Below are 23,936 nucleotides of genomic sequence, written 5' to 3' on the forward strand. Positions count from 1 at the left end.
TTCGACATGAACCGATTTGCATCCACTGGCCTGCTGACCCTGTGCCTGTTGAGCCTCGGCATTCAACACGCCAACGCCCACTCGGCAGACGAACACGCCGGACACAAAGCCCCGGCCAGCAACACCCAGGAACATGCCCAGGTGAAATTCGCCAACGTGCCGCTGCTAGATCAAAACGGTAAAACCGTGCGCCTCGAACAAGACCTGGTGCAGGGCAAAATCGTCGTCATGAGTTTTATCTACACCAGTTGCACGACGGTGTGCCCGGTGGTCTCGTCGATCATGGGCAAGGTGCAGAAACAACTCGGTGCGCGGGTCGGCGAGGAAGTGCAACTGGTGTCGATCAGCATCGACCCACAGCGCGACGACCCGAAACGCCTGCAGGATTATGCGCGCACCTTCCAGCGCGGGCCGGGCTGGAGCTGGTTGACCGGTTCGCCGCAGTCGATCAATGAAACCCTCAAGGGCCTCGGCAGTTTTAGCGGCGACCTGAAGAGTCATCAACCGCTGATCCTCGTCGGCGACGGCGACAGCCGCCACTGGATGCGCTACTACGGCTTCACTGATCCGGCGCTGCTGGCCAAGGAAGTGGAAAAACTCAGCGGCCTGCGCACCCACGCCAAACACACCGCCATCGCCATGGAGCAACAGCCATGAGACTGCTCGACTGGATCTCCCTGACCGTGTGTTTCTGGATTCTCAGCAACGTCGCGTTCGCTCACGAAGGCCATGTCTCTGAGCCGCCAGCCGCCGTGGCTGCCGCGCCGGCCAAAGGCACCCACGACGCGAAAACCTGGTTCACCGACACGCCGTTGCAGGATCAGAACGGCGAGACCCTGCGCTTCTACAGCGATGCGCTGCAAAACCGCATCGTCCTGGTTAACGTGATCTTCACTAGCTGCAACGATGCCTGCCCGCTGATCACCCAAAAGCTCAAGGAAGTGCGCGAGCTGCTCGGTGACAAGGCACAGGACATCACCTTCATTTCCCTTACCAGTGACCCGCTGCGCGACACGCCAGCGGTGCTCAAGGCTTACACCTTGAAGCAGGGTTCCGATGACCCTCATTGGCTTTTTCTTACTGGCGACAAGGCGCAGATGGACCTGGTCTTGAGCCGCATCGGCCAGATCGTGCCGACCCCCGAGCAACACTCCACGCAGTTGATCGTCGGCGATGTCGCCAATAAACGCTGGAGCAAGATCCGCCCCGATGCCCCGGCCGCCGCCATTGCCCAGCGCTTGCAGTTGCTGACAATGCCCGTGGCTGGCCGCTGAGTTCGCGCCATGAACCTGAGCGGTGTACTCGCCCTGATCCTGCTCGCTGGCGTCAGCCTTGGCGCGAGCGCTGCGCCGCTGACTGCGGAGGAAGCGGCAGGCAAACGCCTGTACCGCCAAGGCCTGTCAGCTAGCGGCGAAGCGATCATGGCGCGGGTTGGTGCGGCGGATATGTTGCTGCCGGCAACCAGTCTGCCGTGCGCCAATTGCCACGGCGCCGATGGCCTCGGCCGACCCGAAGGCGGGGTGCGTCCGCCGCCGCTGAACTGGGCGCGGCTGACCAGCACGTATGGCCAGCAACAGGTCAACGGGCGCAGCTATCCGGCCTACAGCGAAAGCACTCTGGCCATTGCCATCGAGCAGGGTCGCGACCCCGGCCACAATCGTCTCGACCCGAGCATGCCGCGCTTTCTGCTGTCGATGAAGGATCAGCGCAACCTTACCGCCTATCTCAAACGCCTCGCCGATGAGCGTGACCCCGGCCTCGATGCCGAGACCTTGCACCTGGGCACCTTGCTGCCCAGCCAAGGCCCGTTGGCCGAGGAGGGCGCGACAGTGGCAGCGGTGCTCAATGGCAGCGTCGCGCGGATCAATCAGGCTGGCGGTATCCATGGCCGGCAACTGCGCCTGACGGTGATCGACCCCGGCCCGGATCGCGCCAGTGCCGGAAAGGCGTTGCAGCGTTTGATCGAGCAGGAGCAGGTGTTCGCCCTGATCGCGCCGCTGGCGCCGGCTCTCGACAGCGAACTGGCGAGTCGACTGGAGCAGTCTGGCGTACCGCTGATTGGCGCCTTGTCATTGCTCGGATCGGTGCAGGCCAGTCCGCAGATTTTCGAACCGTTGCCCGGCCTGCGCGAGCAACTGATCGCCCTGGCCGACTACGCCACGGCGAGTTTGCGCGTGCTGCAAGGGCCGACGCTGATTGCCTATCCCGATGACCCTGCACAAACGCTGGCCGCGCAAAACCTCGGCCAGTACTTGCAGGATCACGGCTGGCAAAAAGTCCATCTGCAAGCCTACGACCCGACGGCGGATGCGCTGCCGCTGGGTTCGCGCTCGGTGTTTTATCTGGGCACTGGCGGCGGCTTCAGTCGTCTGGCGACGCGGCTGCAAAGCGCCGGGCAAGTGCCGTATCTGTTCGCCGCTTCAAGCCAAGTGGCCGGCGATCTGCTGCAAGTGCCCGACGGCTTTACTCGACGGGTGTTTCTCGCCTATCCGTTCGTGCCCAGCGACTGGACCCAGACCGGGCGCATGGCCCTGACCCTGTTGCGCGAAGGCCAGGGCCTCGGCGCCCAGCATGCGGTGCTGCAAGTCGGCGCCTACGCCTCGATGCTGCTGCTCAGCGAAGGCATGAAACAGGCTGGCCGTGACGCCAGCCGGGAAAAACTGGTGGCGGCGCTGGAAGGCCTGCACGACTTCGACACCGGCCTGACCCCGCGCCTGAGTTTCGGCCCCGGCCGACGCCTGGGCTTGAGCGGCGCGCATGTGGTCACCGTGGACTTGCCGGATCAGCGCTTTTATCTGGTCGCACCCTATAAACCGATTGTTGCCAGCCCCTGAATGGAGGGCCCGATCATGAAGCTCACAACGCTGATAATGCTGCTGACCTGTTGGCTGCCGATGGCGTGGGCCAATAACGAACCGGCCGTGGCGCGGGTCAATGGCGAGGAGATTTCCGGATTTCGCTTCGAGCGCTTTTTCGCCGAATACCTCGAAGATCAGGGCCGCGCCGTGGCGAGCATTCGTAGCCCCAGGGCCTATAAAGAGCTGCGTCAGGCAGCGCTGCAAACGCTGATCGACAAAGAACTGCTGTGGCAGGAGTCGCAAAAGCGCGGTGTGCAGATTGACGATCAAGTGGTGCGCGAGCAAATCGAGCAAACCCGCATGGCCATCGGCGGCGCGGATAAATTCGTCCGGCGCTTGCAGGACGCCGGTTTCGATGAGGCATCCTTCACCGAGTACACCCGCCGCGAAATGGCGGCGCAGCAGATGTTCGCCGAACTGATCCGCGCCAACACCTTGCAACCCCGCCACCTGCTGATCCGTGTGCCCGCGCAAGCAGATACAGCCACTGTGGCTGAAGCGCGTCTACGCTTGTTGCAAATGCGCGCCTCGATTGTCAGCGGGGCGAGTTTTGCCAGCGATCCGGTGCGTTCACCGTTCGGCTGGCATGTGATTTATTTGCCGAACCACCTGGAGGCCGCCGATGTCCCAGATTTGCAGGGGCTGGATACAGTCAGGGCACAGCTCGCCCGACAGCAACAGACCCAGGCTCGTCGTCAGGTGCTCGCGCAATTACGAGTGCAGAACAGGATCGAACGAATTGACGACGACTGAAGGTTCCCCCCCAATAGTGGGGAATGGCTTCGATGCCCATTCAGGTGCTTCCCCGTTTCTGGGGAACGGGGTACCGGGACGAGCGGGCATTGTCATTAAATTCAAGGACATGAAGACGTAAAATCACCGGCACTCAGCCTGGCATGAAGTGTGCGTTACCCCTGGTAAGGCGCACTCTCAGGGCGGGGTCATCGGACCTGCTGTTTCAAGGAGTCGACCTTGGTTAACAAAGTACTGGTTGTCGAAGACGAACAGCTGCTTGCACAGAACCTTCAGGATTATCTGTCGGCGCAGGGGCTGGACGTCCGGATTGCACATGACGGAGCGACGGGTATCGGTTTGGCCGAAACGTTCGCCCCCGACGTGCTGGTGTTCGATTACCGCTTGCCCGATATGGAAGGCTTTGAGGTGCTCGACGCGGTCCGCCAGAACAGGACGTGTAATTTTGTGCTGATAACAGGTCACCCCACCGCTGAAGTCTGTGAGCGGGCGCGGCAACTGCAAGTCAGCCACATCCTGTTCAAACCGTTTCCATTGGCGGAACTGGCCCGAGCTGTCTGCGACCTTCTGGGCATCAAGCGCGAAGCGAAACCCGGTGCGAGCCCTTCCGAGGGCTTCGTCGAACGACGCCAGAGCAGGACCGAGAGCTTCCCGTTGCAGTTGTACGATGGCAGTTGGGTGTTGGCGGATCGGCGACGGCAGTCGCAATCCATGGCGCCGGACGACGATCAAATGCTCACCGGGGAGTAATGGCGCGATCAGACGTTCCGGCACTTGCCGCCAAGGTTTGCCGCGCCGACAGGGCACTAAGCCCCGGTTGGAGAGCAAGCCATGGAACGTCTGTCCGTTGTCGTCGAACCGCTGCTGGCCGAATGCGCCCCCGAGCGCTTTTCCAGTGAACAGCTTGCCCAGGCCCGGGCGCGGGCCGCCACCTCCGGCGAACGCGTGCTTGAAGCCCTTGGCGTACTCTGTGAACTGGCGCCGATGCCGTTCATTCACACCCTCGGCGCCACCCTGCATTACCCGGTGCTCGACACCGACAGCCTGTTTCAAGCGACGCCGGTGTTCGACCGGGTCACCCTCGCACAATGCCTCAAACGTGAATTCATCCTGCTGCGCCACAACGACGAAGTCATCGGCGTGTTTGCCGACCCCTTCGACCCGGCGCGGCTGGCCTGGATCGACGATTGTCTGCATGGCGCGCCGCTGCATCTGGTCCACGCCGATGACCTCAAGGCCTATCTGGCCCGCCACGAAGAAAGCTTCCACGCGGTCGAATCGCTGAACGCCCAGGGCGATACCCACCACGAAATCGACACCCTGCAAAGCCTGTCGCTGACCAGCATCAGCGAAGACGCCAGCAGCGTGGTGAAACTGGTCAACTCGACCCTCTACGACGCGCTGAAAATGCACGCCAGCGACATCCACCTCGGCACCACCGGCAACGGTCTGGTGATCAAGTACCGCATCGACGGTGTGCTCAACAACATCAGCAAAGTCCAGGGCAACGAGTTCGCCGAGCAGGTGATCTCGCGGGTCAAGGTCATGGCCGAGCTGGACATCGGCGAGAAACGCGTACCGCAGGACGGTCGTTTCAAGATCGGTATCAGCGGCCGCCAGATCGACTTTCGTGTATCGATCATGCCGAGCATCTTTGGCGAAGACGCGGTGCTGCGGGTGCTGGACAAACAGGATCTGGCCGACAAGGTCTGCGGCGTGCAATTGCAGGCGCTGGGCTTTGAAGATGAAACCCTGCGCCAGTTGCGCCGCCTCGCCGCCGAACCCTACGGCATGGTCCTGGTGACCGGCCCGACCGGCAGCGGCAAGACCACCACGCTGTACGCGATGATCACCGAGATCAACCACGGCGTGGACAAGATCATCACCATCGAAGACCCGGTCGAATATCAATTGCCGGGGGTACTGCAAATCCCGGTCAACGAGAAGAAAGGCCTGACCTTCGCCCGGGGCTTGCGCTCGATCCTGCGCCACGACCCGGACAAGATCATGGTTGGCGAAATCCGTGACCCGGACACCGCGCAGATCGCCGTGCAATCGGCGCTCACCGGCCACCTGGTGTTCACCACCATCCACGCCAACAACGTTTTCGACGTGATTGGCCGCTTCACCCAAATGGAAATCGACCCGTACAGCCTGGTCTCGGCGCTCAACGCAATTCTCGCCCAGCGCTTGATTCGTTTGGTGTGCGCCAGTTGCAGCGCGCCGGTCAACCCAAGCGATGAAGAACTGCGCGCCTCGGGCCTCGATCCACAGAAAGTCGACCATTACCACTTCGTCCACGGCAAGGGCTGCGGGCACTGCCGGGGCAGCGGTTATCGCGGGCGCACGGCGATTGCCGAGTTGCTGCACCTCGACGACGAGCTGCGCCAGATGATCGTCGAGCGCCAACCGATCAAACAAATCAAAGCCCTGGCCTGTGCCCGTGGTTTGCGCCTGCTGCGCGAATCGGCGCTGGAGCTGGTGGAACAAGGTCGCACCACGCTGGAGGAGATCAATCGTGTCACTTTTATCGCGTGAGCGTTTTGTCGCCGTGCTCGGCGCCAGCGGTGTTGGCCTCGGTCAGCGGCGCGGCAGCGACACCCTGTGGCTGGGCAGCGTCGGGTACATCGACGAAAGCTTCCAGAGCTACGCGGTGGCGCTGGATACCCTCGATCGCCTGCTCGGTGAACACGCCCGCGCCGGTGCCGAATTGAGCGTGGTCATCTCCGGGCACTTCAGCCGTTTCTGCCTGGTGCCATGGAGCGCGCAGATCAGCAGCCCTGAGGAACTGCGCGGCTTTGCCCAACTGTGTTTTGAAGACCTGTTTGGCGCGCCGACCCAGCCGTGGAGTCTGGTGCTGTCCGCCGAGCCTGCCGGTTACGACCGCATCGCCAGTGCCTTGCCTCAAGACTTGCTTGAACGCTTGCGCACGCTGGTCAGCGCTCGTGGGTTGCGTCTGCGCTCGGTGCAGCCGTACCTGATGGCGGCGTTCAACCGCTTCGATAAAAGCCTTGATGCCGGCGACTTCTTGTTCGTCGTCGCCGAGCCGCAACGCAGTGTGTTGTTGCTGGCGAGGGAAGGGCGCTGGGCCGGCGTGCGTTCGGTGGGCGGCAGCGACAGCGATGCCGCGTTGAATGCCCTGATCGGTCGCGAACGCCAGCTGCAAGCCTCGACCAGCGAACGCGCCTTCAACGTTTATCTGCATGCCCCGGCGCGCCTCGATGCGCATCCGGACGTGGCGGGTGTGCAACTGCGCACCCTTGAAGACGACTCGATGAACGTGCGTGACGGCTTGTACGTCATGTCCCGGGCGGTGGCCTGACATGCGTGCGCTCAATCTCGATTTTCAACCGCGCCCACGTTCCGGCCCGTTGGGTTGGAGCCTGCTCGGCGGCGGTGTGCTGCTGGCGCTACTGTGCTTCGGCGTGCAACAGCACCTCGACGCGCACACCGAACAGCAACAAGGCCACCTGCAAACCACCCAGCGTCAGCTCACCGGCGACAGCGCTGCCAAATCCACCCTGAGCCCGGCGGAAACCCGCGAGCAAGCGGCAAACCTCGCCGAGATGCGCAAGGTCTCACAGCAACTGCGCCGGCCGTGGGAACGCCTGTTCGCCATGCTCGAAGCGATGCCGCGCGATGACGTCGCGCTGCTGACCCTGACCCCGGATGCGCGCAAAGGCCAGGTCCGCATCAGCGCCGAAGCGCGGGATCTGCAAGCGATGCTCGATTTCCACAAACGTCTGGAAGCCAGCGACGAGCTGTCTGACGTCTCGCTGCTGAGCCACGAGATCGTCGTCAAATCGCCGGAGCAACCGGTGCAATTCAACCTGTCGGCGACTTGGGAGATTGGCGATGCGAATCCCTAGACTGATCGTCCACGAATACCTGCAAGGCCTCGGCGTTCCGGGCCTGGCCGGGCTGGCGCTGCTGCTGGTCACCGTGACCTGGGCACTCGGCGGTTTGCTGCCGGGTTGGCAATCATTGCAGCACCTGAGCCTGCAGACTCGGGAAGCGAGCGCGTATCTGGCCAAGGTTGAAGACGGCAGCATCGCGCCGCCCGTAGTGCCACAACGTCAGCTCGACGATTTCCGCAACAAACTGCCGGCGCAGCCGCAAGCCACCGTCGCCATCGACCGCATTTACGCCCTCGCAGCGCAAGAACACATCACTCTGGCACGCGGCGAATATGCACTCGGCGTCGATCCGAAAACCCATCTGGCGCGTTATCAGATCCTGTTGCCAGTGCGCGGCAGCTACCCGCAACTGCGCCGCTTTCTGCATGCCTTGCTTGGTCAGTTGCCGGCGGTGGTGGTGGAAGACCTCGAGTTGCAGCGCAAGAAGATTGGCGACACCGACCTCAATGGCCGGATCCGTATGACCCTTTACCTGTCGAGGTCGTGATGAATACCAAACGCGTGACAGGTTGGTTGGCGTTCTTCGGCGTAGCGGCCGCGCTGGCGTGGTTGCCGGAATATTTCTCGCCAAGCGAAGACGCCGATTCCAACGAAGTCGCCGTCGCCACGCCGGGGAAAACCCGGGGCGCGCTGCCGGCCAGCACCGCCAAGGTCAAGGATGCGTCGATCAAGGACTTGAGCCCGGCCGGCGACCTGTTCGCGGCCAAATCCTGGAAGGCCGCGCCAATTCTGGCCACGGTAACCGAAATGGCCATCAATCCAGCAACTGTGGTGCAAGCCCCGAGCCTGCCACCGGTGCCGTTTCAGTTCGTCGGCAGGCTGCATGACCGCAGCGACCTGCAAGTGTTTTTGCAGAACGGCGAAAAGATCTACGTCGTGCGCAACGGGGATGTGATCGACGACACCTGGAAGATCACCGGCATTTCCGATCTGGAACTGAGTCTGGTCTACCTGCCCTTGCATTTGTCGCAGACCCTGTCTGTGGGGAGTACGCAATGAACCGTTGCCGTTTGCTGATGAGCCTGGGCCTGTGTGCCGGGCTGGCCGCGTGCAGTTCTGCACAAGTGGCCAACAAGGAAGCCGCCGACCTGATTGAACAGGGTCAATACGAGGCGGGGCTGGCGCGGATTGAGGAAGGCCTGCGCGAAAATCCACGGGACACCGAGCTGCACTTGCTGCTCAACAGCGGTCGGGCCAAGGCCATCACCGCGTTGCTGACGACCGGCGACACTGACCGCTCGCGCCGCGACTTCGCTTCGGCGCGGGTGGCCTACAACCGCGTGCTGACCATCGAACCGAACAACCGCCGCGCTCAGGATGCCCTGAAGCAGATGGATTACCTGCGCAGCATGGACGAGAAACTGGAACTGGCCCGTGGCGACCTGCGTCGCGGCGACATCTACGGCGCTGATCGGCAGGTCAAACAGATCCTCGAACTCGACCCCAACAACGAGGGTGCGCTGGAGCTGCAAGGCAACATTCGTCTGGTGCAGAGCCGCAACGTGATTGCCTATCCGCAACTGCGCACCAAGCTTGACCGCCCGGTGACTCTGGAATTTCGCGACGCCAACCTCAAGACCATTTTCGAAGTGCTGTCGCAGGTCGCCGGGCTCAATTTCATCTTCGACAAAGACCTGCGCCCGGACATGAAAGCGACGATCTTCGTGCGTGACGTGCGCATTGAAGACGCCGTGACCCTGCTGCTGCAACAGAACCAGTTGCACCAGAAAGTGGTGAACGAAAACACCTTGCTGATCTACCCGGATTCGCCGCAGAAAGTGAAGGATTACCAGGAACTGGTGATGCGCACCTTCTACCTGACCAGCATCGACGCCAACACCGCGCTGAACATGGTGAAAACCATGCTCAAGACCCGCGATGTGTTCGTCGACGAACGCCTCAACACCCTGACCATGCGCGACACCGAAGACGCTGTGCGCATGGCCGAGAAACTGCTGCAGTCGCAAGACCAGTCCAACCCGGAAGTGGTGCTTGAAGTGGAAGTGATGGAAGTCGCCACTCAACGCATCCTCGACCTCGGCCTGCAATGGCCGAACACCTTCGGCGTGGTCAACAGCGACGGTTCGGCGGTGACCCTGCTTGATCAACTGAAAGGCATCAACTCCAGCCGGATTTCGATCTCGCCGTCGCCGCAAGCCAAAATCAACGCCCAGGACAACGACATCAACACCCTCGCCAGTCCGGTGATTCGTGTGAGCAACCGTGAGCAGGCGCGCATCCACATCGGTCAGCGTGTGCCGATCATCAGCGCCACCTCGGTGCCGTCGACGCAAGGCCCGGTGATCACTGAGAGCGTCACTTACCTGGATGTCGGTCTGAAACTCGAAGTGCAACCGACCGTGCACCTGAACAACGAAGTGGCGATCAAGATCGCCCTGGAAGTGAGTAATGCGACGCCGCTGGAGCCGACCCGGCAGGGCACGATCCCGGTGCAGGTCGACACCCGCAACGCGCAAACTTCGCTGCGTTTGCATGACGGCGAAACGCAGATCCTCGCCGGCCTGATGCGCAACGACCACGGCGCCACCGGCAACAAGATTCCGGGCCTCGGCGATATCCCAGGGATTGGCCGGCTGTTCGGCAGCAACAAGGACACCGTCGGCAAATCGGAACTGGTGCTGTCGATCACCCCACGGATCGTGCGCAACCTGCCGTATCAGAGCCCGTCGGACATGGAGTTCTCCACCGGCACCGAAACCAGCATGCACATCCAGGCCCCGGATCGTTCGCAGAGTTACGTGATGCCGTCGCCGGCCGCGCAGCCGCGTGCCGTCGGTGAGTCGGCCGTGGCCACCACCCGTGTCACCGTCGAGAAGCCTTGATCATGAACGCCTCCCAGCGCGGTTTCAGCCTGATCGAAGTCGTGGTGACGCTGGCCCTGATCGGCCTGTTGGCGAGCATGGCCGCGCCACTGACCGAGACTCTGGTGCGGCGTGGCAAGGAGCAGGAATTGCGCAACGCGCTGTACCAGATTCGCGATGGCATCGACGCCTACAAGCGTGCCTTCGATGCCGGCTACATCGAGAAGTCGCTGAACAGCAGCGGTTACCCGCCGAATCTGCAAGTACTGGTCGAAGGCGTGCGCGATGTGCGCAGTGCCAAAGGCGCCAAGTTCTACTTTTTACGCCGCATCCCGCGCGATCCGCTGGTGCCGGCCAAACGTGATGACGAAGGGGGTTGGGGCGTGCGCGCCTACAACAGTTCGGCTCAGAACCCGCGCGATGGTGAAGACGTGTTCGACGTCTACTCCACGGCGCGCGGCAAGGGCCTCAACGGCATCGCCTACCGCGAGTGGTGAACCTCATGCGCCGGGAAAAAGGTTTTACCTTGCTGGAGCTGATGGTGGTGATGGCGATCATCGCCACGCTGATGACCATTGCGCTGCCGCGCTACTTCAACAGTCTCGAGGCATCGAAGGAAACCACCTTGCGCCAGAGCCTGTCGGCGATGCGCGAAGCGCTGGATCACTACTACGGCGACACCGGGCGCTATCCCGACTCCATCGAGCAATTGATCGAACAGCGTTACCTGCGCAATGCGCCACTGGACCCGATCACCGAACGCAAAGACCAGTGGGTGCTGATCGCACCACCGGACGGCGTCGCGGGCGGTGTGGCCGACATCAAGAGCGGTGCTACCGGGAGGGCGCGTGATGGCAGCCAGTATTCCGAGTGGTAACCGTGCGCAGCAGGGTGGTTTCACCTATCTGGGCGTGCTGTTCCTGATTGTGGTGATGGGCATGGGCCTGGCCAGTGCTGGCGAGTTGTGGTCGACCGCTTCACGTCGCGACCGTGAACGCCAGTTGCTCTGGGTCGGCACTCAGTACGCACAGGCGCTGCGCAGCTACTACCGCAGTTCGCCGGGGCTGGCGCAGTACCCGAAAGAACTGGCGGATCTGCTTGAAGATCAGCGTTTTCCCGAGGCCAAGCATCACCTGCGTCAGCTCTATCCGGACCCGATCGGTCAGGGTGAATGGGCGCTGCAACGTGGTTTTGATGGGCGCATCACCGGCCTCAACAGTCCTTCGACCGAGCTGCCTTTGAAGCAATCGGGCTTCCCGACGCAGTGGTCGGATTTCGAAGGCATGCAGCGTTATTCGGACTGGCAGTTCGTCGCCGAAAAGGCCTTCCTCGACGGCACCAATGGCCCGGCGAAAGGCCAGTCGAATCTGCCACAGGCGTTGCAGCCATGACTCGTCAGTGGTGGTGCGCTCTGATTCTCACCGTGGCGGCGTGCTGCGCCCAGGCCGGTGAAGAAGACGAAATGATGGGCTTTATCGTCGACGACACGATCTCGCACATCGGCCACGACTTTTACTACTCGTTCAGTGAACGCCTGCGCGACACCAGCCCGATGGATTTCAACCTGGTGGTGCGCGAGCGGCCCGACGCGCGCTGGGGCAGCCTGGTGACCGTGGAATATCAGCAACGCTTGGTTTATCGGCGCTTCCTGCCGCCGAACACCGTGGAACTGAAGGACGAGGCCTACGCGGCCGCCGACTGGGTTCGACGCCAGGTTGTCCAGCGCAAGCTGGAGGCTCTGTTGCAGGACACCACCGACCTTGAGAAGGACGAACTATGAACAGCACAACGTTCTCACGGCGCAGCGGATTCTGGATCTCGGGGTTGTTGATCGGGCTCGCCAGCGCCGCTGCCGTCCAGGCCACCGAACTGGTCTACACACCGGTCAATCCGTCGTTCGGCGGCAACCCGCTCAACGGCACCTGGTTGCTCAACAACGCCCAGGCGCAAAACGATCACGACGATCCGGACCTGAAAAGCCGTTCGAGCGTGGCCGGCACCTCGGCGCTGGAGCGCTTCACCAGTCAATTGCAATCGCGGCTGCTAGGGCAGTTGCTGGACAACATCTCCACTGGCAACACGGGGAGCCTGTCCACCGACTCTTTTATCGTCAACGTCATCGACGACTCCGGGGCACTGAGCATTGAAGTGACCGATCGAGCGACCGGTGAGGTTTCGGAAATTCAGGTGAACGGCCTCAACCCATGACGGGCTGACGGTTCCGGGGAGTGACGGACATGAAAAAGATCATCGCGTTAGGGCTGCTGTTGGCGACATTACAAGGGTGCAGTCTGCGTGAGCCGATGTCGGCCGAGCAGGACACCGAAACCCCGACCCTGACCCCCAGGGCCTCGACTTATTACGACTTGCTGAAGATGCCGCGACCCAAGGGCCGGTTGATGGCGGTGGTGTACGGCTTCCGTGACCAGACCGGGCAGTACAAGCCGACGCCGGCGAGTTCGTTTTCCACCAGCGTGACCCAGGGTGCGGCGTCGATGTTGATGGACGCGATGCAGGCCAGTGGCTGGTTTGTCGTGCTGGAGCGGGAAGGGCTGCAGAATCTGTTGACTGAACGCAAGATTATTCGCGCGTCGCAGAAGAAGCCGAATACGCCGGTGAATATTCAGGGTGAGCTGCCACCGTTGCAGGCGGCGAACATGATGCTTGAAGGCGGGATCATCGCCTATGACACGAATGTGCGTAGCGGTGGGGAAGGGGCGCGGTATCTGGGGATTGATTTGCAGCGCGAATATCGGGTGGATCAGGTGACCGTGAATTTGCGTGCGGTGGATGTGCGCAGTGGGCAGGTGTTGGCGAATGTGATGACCAGCAAGACGATTTATTCGGTGGCGCGCAGTGCGGGGATTTTCAAGTTTATCGAGTTCAAGAAGTTGCTTGAGGCTGAGGTTGGGTATACGACGAATGAGCCGGCGCAGTTGTGTGTGTTGTCGGCGATTGAGGCGGCGGTGGGGCATATGGTGGCGCAGGGGATTGAGCGGCGGTTGTGGCAGGTGGCGGGGGACGCTTCTGTGCCTGGGCAGGATGATGTGTTGAATCGGTATTTGAGCCAGAACAAGGTGGATCCGGAGGCGGAGTGAACGTGGCGGCCTTCGGGCCGACCAGGTTTTTTTGGCTGAACCCGGTTTAAACCTGTAGGAGTGAGCCTGCTCGCGAAGGCTTTTTGTCAGGCGGCGGGGTTCTTTTTGACTGAGTACATATCCGTTTCTGCGGTAATGGCTGCTTAGGGTTCCGCCCTTACGGCGGGTCACCTTTTCCAAACGCCGAAAAAGTAACCAAAAAGGCTTGCTCCTACGTGCGGCCCGCTCGCTGGGGCTCGGGGTTCCTTCGCTACGGGACCGATCCGGGCGCAGCGCCTACGGTTTGCTTCGCTGCACCTCCTCTCGCTGTGTTTGGCTGCGCCAAACGGTCGCTGCGCTCCCACGCCCGGATCAATCCCTCCACTCAGCCTTCCGACGTCGCCCGTGGGTCAAGATCAAGAGCAGGCGAGCTGACACTCGGCCTATTGAGTGGTGAGGAGCACAGCGTGGTCGGCTTTGGATTTGTGGTGGATTCGCCCCTCATCGGAACGCCGCCCGCCCAGCCCTCTCCCGAGGGAGAGGGAGCCGATTTTTGGGCCTTTCAAAATCTGAGTTCAACGGGGTATCGCACGTCGGCGTACCTCTACCAAACCACTCGGTCAGTCCCCTCTCCCTCTGGGAGAGGGCTAGGGTGAGGGGCTCTTGCTTCAACGCTTCAAAACCTGAATTCAGCTTGGTATTTCACGTCGGCGTACCTCACCCAAACACCTCGGTCAGTCCCCTCTCCCTCTGGGAGAGGGCTAGGGTGAGGGGGCTCTTGCTTCAACGCTTAAAAATCTGAATTCAGCTCGGTATTTCACGTCGGCGTACATCTCCCAAACACCTCGGTCAGTTCCCTCTCCCTCCGGGAGAGGGCTAGGGTGAGGGGCTGCGATCTGAAGTGTGTTTAAAGAAGTGTCTGAATCGACGGAACCTTCCCACAAGGTTTTCAGGTTGTCCGTCGGACGTCCGGTCTCTAGCCTGTGTTCGTCGCTGCCAATTCAGCGACCGGGCATGGAAACCCGAAGACACGAGAGAGCAGATACGCCTTTCATAACGTATGCTTGCGCACTTTCATTGTGTGCACTCTGTTATGGCGGTTGTGCGCGGGAGACATTCGTGTCTGCCGGGTTGCTCTCTCCCGGATTTCCAGCCTGCGTACAGCTGCCACCCATTTTTCCTGGAAGTCGAATGGGCCAGCTGCAACTATCAATGAGAGAGAATCACCATGAAAAAACCAACACCCAACCCCCCAGAGTCAGACACCAACACCACATCCCCCTACGCCTCAGTCGACAGCAAAAAACTCCACGAAGCCGCCGACCGCGCCCTCGATTTCTACCTCAACCCAACCGCCCACATCATGTCCAGCGTCAACGAGCCGGAACCCATGTACTTCGCCAACCCCAGGTACAACACCGAATCCCTGCTCGCCAACGCCAGCGAAACCCTCGGCTCGGCCAGCGAAATGCTCATCAACTTCGCCGCCTCGCTGGAAACCTCACAGCGCAAAACCGCACTGGGCATCGCACAAGTCGTCATGCTGGGCGAACTGGCGGTGAATCAAGCGCTGGATCACGTCGAGCTGAAGGATGGCTGATTGATCATTCCCACGCTCTGCGTGGGAATGCAGCCCTTGGCGCTCTGCGTCAAATTCGCAATTTGGAACGCGGAGCGTCCCGAGAGGCATTCCCACGCAGAGCGTGGGAACGATCAAGAACAGAGACAGGGTTTTACCCTCGGTCCGGAGGCACCATGGATCCACTGTTTTCCACAACCGTTCAATATTTCGAAAGCGAAGAACAGGCCGCCAGCTACGACCGTTGGCTCTGTGCCAAAGTCCAGAAATCGCTCGAAGATCCGCGCCCCTGCATTCCGAATGAGCAGGTAATGGCAGATATGAAGGCATTGATGACGGAACGGCGAATCAAGCATGAAACTCAAGAGACGTTGCGCAAAGTAGACCCGGCGCTCCCACGTTGATCATTCCCACGCTCTGCGTGGGAATGCAGCCCCTGACGCTCTGCGTCAAATTCGTAATTTGGAACGCGGAGCGTCCCGAGAGGTATTCCCGCGCAGAGCGTGGGAACGATCAAGAACAGAGACCGCGTTTTCACCCTCAGTCCGGAGGCACCATGGATCCCCTGTTTTCCACAACCATTGCAGATTTCGAAAACGAAGAGCAGGCGGCCAGCTACGACCGCTGGTTCCGTGCCGAAGTCCAGAAGTCACTCGATGACCCGCGTCCGAACATTCCGCATGAGCAGGTAATGGCAGAGATCGAGGCATTGATGGAAAGGGTGCGGCGCAAGCAGGAGGCACTTGAGGCGTCTGACAACGATGAATCCTTGACCGTTCAGGAGTCATCAAAGATCAGGTAACATCGGTTGATTGTAATATTCAAAGGAGAGAAACGATGGCAGGAAAGCCAGTCGCAAGGCTCGGAGACCCAGGGAGTCACGGCGGAAACATTTCCACTGGATCAAGTCCTATTTTTGTTAATTCAATGCCCGTGGCATTGGTAGGAGATATCTATTCCTGTCCTCTTCACGGCAGCAACCCCATAACGACGGGCGCTCCCCATGTTTTCGGTTTGGGGAAAGACGTTGGCCATGTTGGCTCCCAAACAGCATGCGGAGCGACGATTACTGCCGGATCACCCGACACCTTCGTCGGTGAGTCTGGTGGTGGCGCTTCCACTAGCTTCTTCTCGCAGTTTCTGAAAGAAAAGACTTTTGTCGAGTTTCAGTTGCTTAACGAAAAAGATGAGCCCATCGCCAATGAGGCGTATGAACTGACGCTGCCGGATGGAACCTTGATGACTGGCGTCCTTGACGAAAATGGCTTTGTGCATGTTGCAAATATTCCTAGAGGGAGTTGCAGCATAAAGTTTCCGAAACTTGAAGATACGGAACATCTTTAATGGTTCAGCCTACTAAAACTAACAGCACCACACAGGCAGCAAAAAATACAGGCGCATCAGGAAAAACTACAAAGACTAATCAGGTAGTCGTGTCAGGTGCCTATATGGAAATACTGGTTGGTGGTCCCTATACCCGCGATAAAGAAGAGCATCCTTTCGGGCACGCAGCTTTACACGTGGTGGTTGGTAGCAAAGACATCACCTACGATTTTGGTCGTTATGGCAAAACATGGGGAACCTTCGATAGCGAGGGGGAGGGTGTGTTGAATGTTTGGACGTCCTTCAAAACGTATATCTCTGGTGAGAATAGTTTGGGGCGTACAACAACTGGTTTTGTTTATTTTTTGGATAATGCTAAGGCTGAGGCTGTTATCGCCCATTTCGACGGTATTGTCGCTCAACAAAAAGAACAGAGAAGAAAGACAGCGTCGTCAGCACGTTACGTCCTGCCTTCAAACTATCATCCAACTACGAATAACTGCACAACCGTAACAATTGCAGGAGCAAAAGTTTCGGGTAAGCCAATTGTGCATAATCCGGCGAAATATAATGAGATGCGCGGTCTTTCTTTCATTGAAAGACAGGCAGCGCGTACGCAAAGTAGTCCGCAGGACGGAATTTTTATGCCAGCGGATTTGCAAGCCATGCTCGAAGCGAATACCGAGGCACCTTATGATAAGAAAAATGTTTACAAATAGGCGACTTGGCCTTTGGCTGGTGGCAGTTTTATCCGTAAATGCGATTTTTTTGGCTTTTCTGATTTCTGATGATATTGCGAAGGGGCACGATATGAAAATGATCAAAACTAAAGAACCGTTGCTTATCGAAGGTCCAAATGGCGACGATAATTTCTATGTCCTGCCTCTGGGCACTACGCTCTACCACGATAAAAGCTTTCCTGAAGGTCACGATCGTTATGTGGTGTATCTGAATCATAAAGGCGCGATTGCTCACGAAGAAGTGCCCATGAAGCCTGAGTATGGTGGTTCTTTTATTGATCCGCTCTGGCTGGCAAATGTGGATGCAGATACTTTGAAAGAAATTTTCAAGCGTTTTCCGCTTTCCAAAAAAGATATCGCTGCCGCCATTAAGGCCAATGAATTAACCAAGGATGATCTGGCCGACATTATTCGTTCAATGCCAGATTGATCGACTATGAGCTGCCGAAGGCTGCGATCTTCTGATCTTCAATAGCAAAATCAAAAGATCGTAGCCTTTGACAGCTCCTGCATAGGCCAAAAAAAACCGCGACCCCCCTCACCAGAGAATCGCGGCCCATCAACACCCAACCCTACTGCTGCAACACCGTCGCCTGGTTAGCCGACCCGAACTGCTGAATATTCGCCGTCTGCGTAACCCCACTCTGATCGACATTGGCAATGTTCCCCGTGCCGCCCTGGGTCACATACGCCACGTTCATCGTATCCGCCTGTTTAACAGTGATCATGTTGTCGCTGCCATACAACTGCGCGGTATACGCCTGGTTGCCAGTCCCGGATTGATCGAACTCAGCACTGTTACCCGTGCCATTCGAAGAACCCTGAATCAGGTTGCCCGTCCCGCGCTGATCCGAGATCAGAATGTTGTCGCTACCATTCTGATCAAAGTACAGCTCGTTATACGACTCAGCCTGACTGACCGTGGTCTTGTTGCCCGTCCCGGTCTGATGCGTGGTCATGACTTGCCCAACGCCATCCTGAGTGAAGCTGGCGATGTTGCCATTGCCCGCCTGAGTAACGGTCGCACGCTGGCCGCTGCCGAACTGGCCGCCGGATTGCGGGCCTTTCCAGTTGCTGGCGTAGACCTTGTTGTCGTTGCCCACGGACGTGGCGTTGAGCACGTGGCTGTCGCCGTTCTGGTAGGTGAAGTGCACGTTGCCATTACCCACCTGATAGAGCGCCAGTGTCGAGTTGACCGCTTCGAACTGGTCGGCGTAGATCGCGTTGCTGTTGCCGACCTGGGTGACGGCGGCGGTGTTGTTTTCGCCGAAGCTTTGGTCGACCACGGTTTCGTTGCTGTCGCCGTACTGGTTGACGGTGGCTTGGCTGGCCAGTTGCGCGTCCTGCCAGATTTCCGTGCCGTTGAGGTTGCCGAACTGGTTGATGCTGATGTTGCCGCCGGTGCCGTTGCGCTGGTCACCGTAGGCGTAGTTGCCTTCGCCGGCCTGGTTGATGCCGATCTGGCCGCCGTTGTGCAGCACTTGTTCGGCGGTGCCGTAGTTGGCGGTACCGTATTGGGTAATCACTGAACTGTTGCCGCTGCCTTCATAAAGTTGCTCGATGTTGGCTTCGTTACTGTCGCCGAACTGGAAGGTTTTGCCTTCGCTGCCGTTCTGCGAGTCCTGATAGATGAACGAGAAGTTGCCGGTGCCTTGCTGCTGTTGCAGCGCGTTGTTCGGTGAGCCGAAGCCCAGCGACTGGCTGGCGTGGGCGGTGTTGAAGGCGCCGACTTGTTGCTGGGTGATGGTGGCGTTGTCTTCGTAAAGCTGTTCCGCGTAACCGGCGTTGTAGTCGCCGACCGCGTCCTGGGTGATCACGCTGGTGGCGTGGTCTTGCACGGCGGCGGCGTCGTTGCCCTGGCCCAGTTGAGTCTGGGTGGCGGTGCTGAACGGCGCCTGGGTCTGTTTCACGTCGGCGATGTTGGCGGTGCCGACCTGGCTTTGGTTGGACAGGCTGTCGTCGGCCATCGCCTGGGCACTGATCATGACCAGGATGGCGGCGGTGAGGGGCGTCAGTTTGAACATGATGAACTCTCCGATGATTGGCAGTGCTTAGCGATATTGCTTGACCGAAACGCTCATGCCGTTGCCCGACTGGGTCACGGCGCTTTGCAGCCCCGCGCCGGCCTGCTCGATGCTGGCGTCGTTGTTGTTGCCGTTTTGCGAAATCTGCGCGCGGTTATGGCTGCCGTTCTGGGTGATGGAGGCGGCGTTGCCGGAACCGTTCTGGTTGATCAGCGCCATCAGGTCGCTGCCCTGTTGCAGGATGTACGCTTCCTGATTGCTGCCCGACTGCACGATCTGCCCGAGCAGCGACTGACCGTTCTGTTGCAGCAGGGCGACGTTGGCCTGGCCGAGCTGGTCGATCAGGGCTTGCTGACCCACCGGTGGGGGCAGTTCGCCGAGGTCGCTGCTGGTTGGGGCCAGGTCGTCGTTGTCCATCAGGTCGTCGGCACGCACGCCTGCACTGCTGCACAGCAGGAGCAGGCAAAGCAGGGCGGCGGTCGGCGTGTTCATGGCGAAAATCCTGTGTGGCGTTATCCGGTTGAGAACCGTGCCCCAGCCACCCGAAAGTGGCTGGGGATCTGGCCTACAGCGTGGTCACCGAGACCGTGCGCACGGTGCCCTGAGACGAGCGGATCGTCGCGGTCGGGTTGGCCGATGGCACCACCAGCGTGTTGTTTAGCGTCAGCCGCCAGCGTCCGGTCAACGGCACCGTGGTGGTGCCAAGGGTGACCAGCCCGGAAGGGGTGGTGACCTGCACGGTGATGGTGTTGCCGGTGGTCACTGACGAGGTGCCGGTGAAGTCCCAGTTGAAGCGTCCGCCGGAGCGTGCCTGCACCGTCGACGCGGTGACGGCGAACGTTTCTGCTGCTGGCCGTGGCGAGACTTGCACCGTGACCGTGGCCGGCGTCGACAGGGCACCGAAGGCGTCCCGGGCGATGTAGGTGAAGGTCGTGGTGAACGCCGTGGTGACGGTGGCCGGTGGGGTGTAGGTGATCACCGTGCCGTCAGTGCTGACCGTGCCGCGTCCGGCGGCGGGTTGGGTCAGACTGTTGACGGCCAGCGGCACGTTGCCTTCCGGATCGGTGTCGTTGGCCAGCACGTTGATCGGGATCGCTACGCCCAGAGTGGCGACGCTGTCGGCGACGGCGGTCGGTGCCTGGTTGGGCGCGACGGTGATGGTTACGGTCGCCGGGTTGGCCGAGGCCAGGCCTTTGGCGTCCTGCGCTTTGTAGGTGAAGGTGGTGGTCAGTGGCGCGTTGACTACCGCTGGCGGCGTGTAGACCACCGATGTGGTGCCGTTGAGCGCGACGGTGCCTTGACCAGCGGCCGGTTGAGTCAACGCGGTGATGCCCAGTGGGTTGTTGCCATCGGGATCGCTGTCGTTGGTCAACAGACTGAGGGTGATCGGCACGCCGAAGCTGGTGCTGCCGCTGTCGGCGTTGGTCATCGGCGCCTGGTTTTCACCCGTGTCCGGCGCGCTGCCGACCACCACGACCGCTTCGGTGTCACCACCGCCAGCGGCAGATTTCACCGTCACGGTGGCCGGTGGCTGAGTCAGGTCGGCGACGGTGATGCGCTGCAGAGTGCCGGTTTTCGACAGACGCCCGTAGCCCTGGGCAACCATGTCGGGGATCGCCACTTCATCGCTCGATGTCGCTTCGATCAGCAGGCTGTGGTTGGCCCAGTTGTAGCGCGCGGTCTGCACTTTCACCACGTCGGTGAGCTTGGCCGATACGGCCGTCGGACGCGTGGTGCCGGCGGGGTTGGTGGCGGTCACGACGACTACCGGAGGTACCGCGCCAGTGCCCAAGCGGTGGCCGAAGAACAGACCATTGTTGTCACCCAGCAGACTGGTCTGGCACGGCGTTGGCGGTGGGCCGGGCAGCAGCGCCACGGTTTCGCGGAAGCACAGGGTCGAGCTGTTGCTTGCCTTGGCAAACACTTCGGCACGCACGCCAGCGGCGGTGCGGCGATAGGTGGCGCGGTCGATTTCCACCTGGGTCTGCTGACGGTTGTCGAGCACTTTGCCGGACAGGCTGAACACGCTTGACTGGATCGTCCCGGCAGGCCCGGTGATGCGCAGGAAGTTGGTGTTGAACGGGCTGCCGGTCACCGCTTCGTTGAGGTTGGGGTCACCAACGAAAGTTTCCGTGGCGCCGGTGTCCGGGTTTACTTCGGTGTACGGGCCGTTGACGCTGCGCAGGAACGGTCCGATGGCGCCATTGACGGCACCGGTGAAATTGCCCGGTGCGCCGATGCCGATGTCGCGGGTGATATTGATCGCGCGGCGTCCGGGTGCGGTGACATTGACCGTCTCGACGCCATACGGGTGAGTGATCGTATAGGTGCCGGCAACGGGTACGTTCACCCGGATGCGAATCCGCGCAAAGCTTTGCTGATCACCATCGGCCGGATTTTCCGAGGCGAATGCCGCTTCGATCCCGGCGACATAGGCGTCCACACCATAACCGGCAGCGTTGTCGGCAATCGTGGTTTCAGCCAGGAACCAGAAGGCTTCCGGCGGCCAGTTGTCTGGGAAAATCATCGGCTGGGCATCATCGTAGATACCCGGCTCGGCGAGCAGAATGCACATGTAGGCCGGTGGCACGCTGGCCGCCACTCGCGAGCTGGCGGCGCGCGACTGACAGAGCTCCATCGATAGCTGATTTTCGTCCTGATACCACATCGGGAATTTCCCGGTGGCGAAGGTGTAGGGGCCGGGGTCGACGGCGGCGAGTTGCGCATAGGCACTGCCGGTCAGCGAGAGAGCGAGCCCGAGCGCGTTGAGCGCAAAGCGTGGCCACTTGTTCATGATGCCTCCTGATGCGGATCTGGGCATGTGAGCGTTCATTGCACGATGACCACTTCTTCGGTATCGCTGCCGCCGTTGGACGACGTCACCCGAACCTTGGCCGGTGGGATCGGCGAGATCCCGGTGGCCAGGGTTTTCACCGCGCCGTCGCCGCCCAGCGCACCAATGGCGGCGCCGCTGCCGGAGGTGGCGGTGAGTACCGGCGGCGAGGTTTCGTCACTGGTCGAGGCGACCACGGTGAGTTGTCCGGAGCTGAGGCTGTATTGCGCGCTCTGGATCACCACCAGGTCGGTCAGGGTCATGGGCAGGGTGGTCGGCGTGCTGCTGGCGATGGCCAGGTGGTTGTCGGCAGTCACTTGCAGGGTGGTCGGCAAGGTCGGGTTGGCCGACGATTGCGCGTACCAACTGCCGGTGGAGTTGGCCTCGGTCATGTTCAGCACCGGGGTGCTGCTGGTCACGGCGACAGTGCCTGGCGCTGGCGGCGCGAGGACGAACACATCTTGTTGGGCGACCGGCGCACTGGTTCCCGCTTTACGCGAGTAAGTGCTGCGCTGGGTGATCATTGGCGTTGGCCGGACCACCGTCGACAACTTGCCGGAGACGGCGAACACGTTCGTCCGCAGATCGAGGCCGTTAGGGCCTTCGATGCGCACGTAGTTAGTGTTGAACGGGCTGCCGGTGACTGCTTCGTTGAGGTTCGGGTCGCCAACGAATTGTTCGGCGGCACCGGTCAGCGGGTTGGTCTCGGTGTACGGGCCGTTGACACTGCGCAGGAACGGTCCGATGTCACCCTTGAGCGCGCCGTCATAGGTTTTCGGCGTGCCGATACCAATGTCGCGAGTCATGTTGATCGCGCGCCGCCCGGGGGTATCGATGTTGAACACGTCGACGCCATACGGGTGGGTGATGACATAGGTGCCGGCGGTGGGCACGTCGACGCGAATACGGATTCGGGCGAAGCTGACTTGATCGCCCTCGACCGGTTCTTCAGCGGCGAATGCGGCTTCGATGGCGCTGACGTAGCCCAGATCAATCCCCCGTGCGGCGTCGACGAGGGCCGTTTCGCCGGTGAACCAGAACGCTTCATCGGGAAAGTTTGTCGGGAAGACAATCGGCTGAGCGTCATCGAACACGCCGGGGGTCGGCAGCAGCGAGCACATGTACGACGGCGCGCCGGGGGCGCTGGGTACTCGGGAGCTGAGCGCTTTGGACAGGCACAGATCCAGGGTGCGACCGTGGGAGTCCTGATACCAACTGGCGAAACCACCGTTGGCCGGCGTGTACGGACCCGGATCAACAGCAAACAAAGCAGCCTGGGCGATGCCCTGGGCCAATGCGCTCACGACCAGGACAGTCGCGGTTTTGGACAGTAAAGGGTGCATGAGTTAATCCCTCTATCAAAGTACCTGCCCCTTGGGGATGGGTCAGTTGCACAGGGCCTGTACACCTTCCATGCCAAGGTGTGGTGGATGGGCGGGAGAGGGCCGGAATAGAGGGCTTGACGCGCAGAAGGGTCAGGTTTTTGGCCAGCGGGGAAAGGGCGTCATTCCCCAGAATCGGGGACGGTGGGGATGACATTGAACGTCTGTCAGATGAAGAACCTGTGGGAGCGAGCCTGCTCGCGAAAGCGGACGTCCTGTGACGAAAATGTCGACTGACCTGCCGCCTTCGCGAGCAGGCTCGCTCCCACAAGTTTCTTCGGTGAACACAAAACAGGTGAGCGAAACAAGCCACTGTGGGAGCGAGCTTGCTCGCGAAAGCGGATTTTCTGTGACGAAAATGTCGACTGACCTGCCGCCTTCGCGAGCAGGCTCGCTCCCACAAGTTTCTTCGGTGAACACAAAACAGGTGAGCGAAACAAGCCACTGTGGGAGCGAGCCTGCTCGCGAAAGCGGACTTCCTGTGAAGAAATGTCGACTGACCTGCCGCCTTCGCGAGCAAGCTCGCTCCTACAGGGATTTGTGGTGGTTTGGGCGGTCTTATCGGGTCGATATCCCCGCAACCGGGCAAACCCCCACCCGTGGGCTATAACCCTATAGGGATGTATCG

The 23,936-nt window shown here is 60.5% G+C and carries 27 protein-coding genes; 23 read left to right on the plus strand and 4 right to left on the minus strand.

Annotation, left to right across the window (positions count from 1 at the left end):
- The first annotated feature begins 6 nt into the window (after window positions 1–6).
- The 23 genes from HU718_RS11410 to HU718_RS11520 all read left to right on the plus strand — a co-directional run bounded on the left by HU718_RS11410 (window position 7) and on the right by HU718_RS11520 (window position 17,499).
- The gene (locus HU718_RS11410; RefSeq protein ID WP_095120160.1) at window positions 7–657 is read left to right on the plus strand and encodes an SCO family protein; all 651 of its coding nucleotides are present in this window, start codon (window positions 7–9) and stop codon (window positions 655–657) included.
- Window positions 654–1,274: an SCO family protein gene (locus tag HU718_RS11415; protein WP_150731373.1), complete on the plus strand. Its 621-nt coding sequence runs from the start codon at window positions 654–656 to the stop codon at window positions 1,272–1,274. Before HU718_RS11410 ends, HU718_RS11415 begins: the two co-directional genes overlap by 4 nt.
- A 9-nt stretch (window positions 1,275–1,283) precedes the next feature.
- Complete coding sequence (locus tag HU718_RS11420; RefSeq protein WP_150731374.1) at window positions 1,284–2,834, plus strand: ABC transporter substrate-binding protein; 1,551 nt, start codon at window positions 1,284–1,286, stop codon at window positions 2,832–2,834.
- A gap of 15 nt (window positions 2,835–2,849) precedes the next feature.
- A complete protein-coding gene (locus HU718_RS11425; RefSeq protein ID WP_150731375.1) occupies window positions 2,850–3,611 on the plus strand; it encodes a peptidylprolyl isomerase in 762 nt (253 codons plus the stop codon).
- A gap of 219 nt (window positions 3,612–3,830) precedes the next feature.
- The gene (locus HU718_RS11430; protein WP_007919379.1) at window positions 3,831–4,361 is read left to right on the plus strand and encodes a response regulator; all 531 of its coding nucleotides are present in this window, start codon (window positions 3,831–3,833) and stop codon (window positions 4,359–4,361) included.
- An 81-nt stretch (window positions 4,362–4,442) separates the two neighbouring features.
- A complete protein-coding gene (locus HU718_RS11435; protein WP_150731376.1) occupies window positions 4,443–6,149 on the plus strand; it encodes a GspE/PulE family protein in 1,707 nt (568 codons plus the stop codon).
- A complete protein-coding gene (locus tag HU718_RS11440) occupies window positions 6,130–6,933 on the plus strand; it encodes a hypothetical protein (protein ID WP_186613485.1) in 804 nt (267 codons plus the stop codon). The genes HU718_RS11435 and HU718_RS11440 overlap by 20 nt, the downstream gene beginning before the upstream one ends.
- Window position 6,934: 1 nt before the next feature.
- Complete coding sequence (locus HU718_RS11445; protein WP_038364874.1) at window positions 6,935–7,480, plus strand: PilN domain-containing protein; 546 nt, start codon at window positions 6,935–6,937, stop codon at window positions 7,478–7,480.
- Window positions 7,467–8,015, plus strand: a complete 549-nt coding sequence (locus HU718_RS11450; protein WP_186613483.1) for a GspMb/PilO family protein — start codon at window positions 7,467–7,469, stop codon at window positions 8,013–8,015. The genes HU718_RS11445 and HU718_RS11450 overlap by 14 nt, the downstream gene beginning before the upstream one ends.
- Window positions 8,015–8,527: a hypothetical protein gene (locus HU718_RS11455; RefSeq protein WP_186613481.1), complete on the plus strand. Its 513-nt coding sequence runs from the start codon at window positions 8,015–8,017 to the stop codon at window positions 8,525–8,527. Before HU718_RS11450 ends, HU718_RS11455 begins: the two co-directional genes overlap by 1 nt.
- Complete coding sequence (locus HU718_RS11460; protein WP_186613479.1) at window positions 8,524–10,371, plus strand: secretin GspD/PilQ domain-containing protein; 1,848 nt, start codon at window positions 8,524–8,526, stop codon at window positions 10,369–10,371. The genes HU718_RS11455 and HU718_RS11460 overlap by 4 nt, the downstream gene beginning before the upstream one ends.
- Before the next feature lie 2 nt (window positions 10,372–10,373).
- Window positions 10,374–10,847, plus strand: coding sequence for a type II secretion system protein (locus HU718_RS11465; protein ID WP_150707378.1), 474 nt, complete (start codon window positions 10,374–10,376; stop codon window positions 10,845–10,847).
- Window positions 10,848–10,852: 5 nt separating this feature from the next.
- Window positions 10,853–11,227, plus strand: a complete 375-nt coding sequence (locus tag HU718_RS11470; protein WP_095124774.1) for a type II secretion system protein — start codon at window positions 10,853–10,855, stop codon at window positions 11,225–11,227.
- Window positions 11,202–11,741, plus strand: a complete 540-nt coding sequence (locus HU718_RS11475; protein ID WP_122597819.1) for a type II secretion system protein — start codon at window positions 11,202–11,204, stop codon at window positions 11,739–11,741. Before HU718_RS11470 ends, HU718_RS11475 begins: the two co-directional genes overlap by 26 nt.
- Window positions 11,738–12,130 carry a curli production assembly/transport protein CsgE gene (gene csgE / locus HU718_RS11480; RefSeq protein WP_102902831.1) on the plus strand — a complete coding sequence of 131 codons (393 nt, stop codon included), beginning with the start codon at window positions 11,738–11,740 and terminating at the stop codon, window positions 12,128–12,130. Before HU718_RS11475 ends, csgE begins: the two co-directional genes overlap by 4 nt.
- Window positions 12,127–12,558 carry a curli assembly protein CsgF gene (locus HU718_RS11485; RefSeq protein WP_016987875.1) on the plus strand — a complete coding sequence of 144 codons (432 nt, stop codon included), beginning with the start codon at window positions 12,127–12,129 and terminating at the stop codon, window positions 12,556–12,558. Before csgE ends, HU718_RS11485 begins: the two co-directional genes overlap by 4 nt.
- 29 nt (window positions 12,559–12,587) lie before the next feature.
- Window positions 12,588–13,448 (plus strand): CsgG/HfaB family protein, encoded by an 861-nt coding sequence (locus HU718_RS11490; protein ID WP_007919403.1) that lies wholly within the window; start codon window positions 12,588–12,590, stop codon window positions 13,446–13,448.
- Window positions 13,449–14,655: 1,207 nt separating this feature from the next.
- Window positions 14,656–15,027: a DUF6124 family protein gene (locus HU718_RS11495; protein WP_186613477.1), complete on the plus strand. Its 372-nt coding sequence runs from the start codon at window positions 14,656–14,658 to the stop codon at window positions 15,025–15,027.
- A 155-nt stretch (window positions 15,028–15,182) separates the two neighbouring features.
- Window positions 15,183–15,410 (plus strand): type II toxin-antitoxin system RelB family antitoxin, encoded by a 228-nt coding sequence (gene relB / locus HU718_RS11500; protein ID WP_122610256.1) that lies wholly within the window; start codon window positions 15,183–15,185, stop codon window positions 15,408–15,410.
- A gap of 152 nt (window positions 15,411–15,562) precedes the next feature.
- Window positions 15,563–15,808: a type II toxin-antitoxin system RelB family antitoxin gene (gene relB / locus HU718_RS11505; protein ID WP_122610255.1), complete on the plus strand. Its 246-nt coding sequence runs from the start codon at window positions 15,563–15,565 to the stop codon at window positions 15,806–15,808.
- Between the two features lie 35 nt (window positions 15,809–15,843).
- Window positions 15,844–16,350 (plus strand): PAAR domain-containing protein, encoded by a 507-nt coding sequence (locus HU718_RS11510; protein ID WP_186613475.1) that lies wholly within the window; start codon window positions 15,844–15,846, stop codon window positions 16,348–16,350.
- Window positions 16,350–17,048, plus strand: a complete 699-nt coding sequence (locus tag HU718_RS11515; RefSeq protein WP_134667717.1) for a hypothetical protein — start codon at window positions 16,350–16,352, stop codon at window positions 17,046–17,048. The genes HU718_RS11510 and HU718_RS11515 overlap by 1 nt, the downstream gene beginning before the upstream one ends.
- A gap of 91 nt (window positions 17,049–17,139) precedes the next feature.
- On the plus strand, window positions 17,140–17,499 hold the full coding sequence (locus HU718_RS11520) for a hypothetical protein (protein WP_224795170.1): 360 nt from the start codon (window positions 17,140–17,142) through the stop codon (window positions 17,497–17,499).
- A gap of 142 nt (window positions 17,500–17,641) precedes the next feature.
- Here the strand turns inward: HU718_RS11520 and HU718_RS11525 are convergent, their stop codons facing one another.
- From HU718_RS11525 to HU718_RS11540, 4 genes are all read right to left on the minus strand, one after another.
- Window positions 17,642–19,093 (minus strand): curlin, encoded by a 1,452-nt coding sequence (locus tag HU718_RS11525; RefSeq protein ID WP_186613473.1) that lies wholly within the window; start codon window positions 19,091–19,093, stop codon window positions 17,642–17,644.
- A gap of 27 nt (window positions 19,094–19,120) precedes the next feature.
- A complete protein-coding gene (locus tag HU718_RS11530) occupies window positions 19,121–19,585 on the minus strand; it encodes a curlin (protein WP_053119098.1) in 465 nt (154 codons plus the stop codon).
- A gap of 73 nt (window positions 19,586–19,658) precedes the next feature.
- Window positions 19,659–21,887, minus strand: a complete 2,229-nt coding sequence (locus HU718_RS11535) for an Ig-like domain-containing protein (protein WP_186613471.1) — start codon at window positions 21,885–21,887, stop codon at window positions 19,659–19,661.
- A gap of 35 nt (window positions 21,888–21,922) precedes the next feature.
- Complete coding sequence (locus HU718_RS11540; protein ID WP_150794777.1) at window positions 21,923–23,269, minus strand: hypothetical protein; 1,347 nt, start codon at window positions 23,267–23,269, stop codon at window positions 21,923–21,925.
- Between the last annotated feature and the right edge of the window lie 667 nt (window positions 23,270–23,936).

Source organism: Pseudomonas tensinigenes, from assembly GCF_014268445.2.
Classification (GTDB): Bacteria; Pseudomonadota; Gammaproteobacteria; order Pseudomonadales; family Pseudomonadaceae; genus Aquipseudomonas; species Aquipseudomonas tensinigenes.

Excerpts from the sequence above, each read along its gene's own strand:
- HU718_RS11510 (WP_186613475.1), top strand. The coding sequence starts at position 15,844 with ATGGCAGGAAAGCCAGTCGCAAGGCTCGGAGACCCAGGGAGTCACGGC.
- HU718_RS11455 (WP_186613481.1), top strand. The coding sequence starts at position 8,015 with ATGAATACCAAACGCGTGACAGGTTGGTTGGCGTTCTTCGGCGTAGCG.
- HU718_RS11445 (WP_038364874.1), top strand. The coding sequence starts at position 6,935 with ATGCGTGCGCTCAATCTCGATTTTCAACCGCGCCCACGTTCCGGCCCG.
- csgE (WP_102902831.1), top strand. The coding sequence starts at position 11,738 with ATGACTCGTCAGTGGTGGTGCGCTCTGATTCTCACCGTGGCGGCGTGC.
- HU718_RS11420 (WP_150731374.1), top strand. The coding sequence starts at position 1,284 with ATGAACCTGAGCGGTGTACTCGCCCTGATCCTGCTCGCTGGCGTCAGC.
- relB (WP_122610255.1), top strand. The coding sequence starts at position 15,563 with ATGGATCCCCTGTTTTCCACAACCATTGCAGATTTCGAAAACGAAGAG.
- HU718_RS11530 (WP_053119098.1), bottom strand. The coding sequence starts at position 19,585 with ATGAACACGCCGACCGCCGCCCTGCTTTGCCTGCTCCTGCTGTGCAGC.
- HU718_RS11450 (WP_186613483.1), top strand. The coding sequence starts at position 7,467 with ATGCGAATCCCTAGACTGATCGTCCACGAATACCTGCAAGGCCTCGGC.
- HU718_RS11470 (WP_095124774.1), top strand. The coding sequence starts at position 10,853 with ATGCGCCGGGAAAAAGGTTTTACCTTGCTGGAGCTGATGGTGGTGATG.
- HU718_RS11525 (WP_186613473.1), bottom strand. The coding sequence starts at position 19,093 with ATGTTCAAACTGACGCCCCTCACCGCCGCCATCCTGGTCATGATCAGT.
- HU718_RS11460 (WP_186613479.1), top strand. The coding sequence starts at position 8,524 with ATGAACCGTTGCCGTTTGCTGATGAGCCTGGGCCTGTGTGCCGGGCTG.
- HU718_RS11465 (WP_150707378.1), top strand. The coding sequence starts at position 10,374 with ATGAACGCCTCCCAGCGCGGTTTCAGCCTGATCGAAGTCGTGGTGACG.
- HU718_RS11435 (WP_150731376.1), top strand. The coding sequence starts at position 4,443 with ATGGAACGTCTGTCCGTTGTCGTCGAACCGCTGCTGGCCGAATGCGCC.
- HU718_RS11485 (WP_016987875.1), top strand. The coding sequence starts at position 12,127 with ATGAACAGCACAACGTTCTCACGGCGCAGCGGATTCTGGATCTCGGGG.
- HU718_RS11535 (WP_186613471.1), bottom strand. The coding sequence starts at position 21,887 with ATGAACAAGTGGCCACGCTTTGCGCTCAACGCGCTCGGGCTCGCTCTC.
- HU718_RS11490 (WP_007919403.1), top strand. The coding sequence starts at position 12,588 with ATGAAAAAGATCATCGCGTTAGGGCTGCTGTTGGCGACATTACAAGGG.
- HU718_RS11515 (WP_134667717.1), top strand. The coding sequence starts at position 16,350 with ATGGTTCAGCCTACTAAAACTAACAGCACCACACAGGCAGCAAAAAAT.
- HU718_RS11520 (WP_224795170.1), top strand. The coding sequence starts at position 17,140 with ATGAAAATGATCAAAACTAAAGAACCGTTGCTTATCGAAGGTCCAAAT.
- HU718_RS11495 (WP_186613477.1), top strand. The coding sequence starts at position 14,656 with ATGAAAAAACCAACACCCAACCCCCCAGAGTCAGACACCAACACCACA.
- relB (WP_122610256.1), top strand. The coding sequence starts at position 15,183 with ATGGATCCACTGTTTTCCACAACCGTTCAATATTTCGAAAGCGAAGAA.
- HU718_RS11475 (WP_122597819.1), top strand. The coding sequence starts at position 11,202 with ATGGCAGCCAGTATTCCGAGTGGTAACCGTGCGCAGCAGGGTGGTTTC.
- HU718_RS11415 (WP_150731373.1), top strand. The coding sequence starts at position 654 with ATGAGACTGCTCGACTGGATCTCCCTGACCGTGTGTTTCTGGATTCTC.
- HU718_RS11410 (WP_095120160.1), top strand. The coding sequence starts at position 7 with ATGAACCGATTTGCATCCACTGGCCTGCTGACCCTGTGCCTGTTGAGC.
- HU718_RS11540 (WP_150794777.1), bottom strand. The coding sequence starts at position 23,269 with ATGCACCCTTTACTGTCCAAAACCGCGACTGTCCTGGTCGTGAGCGCA.
- HU718_RS11425 (WP_150731375.1), top strand. The coding sequence starts at position 2,850 with ATGAAGCTCACAACGCTGATAATGCTGCTGACCTGTTGGCTGCCGATG.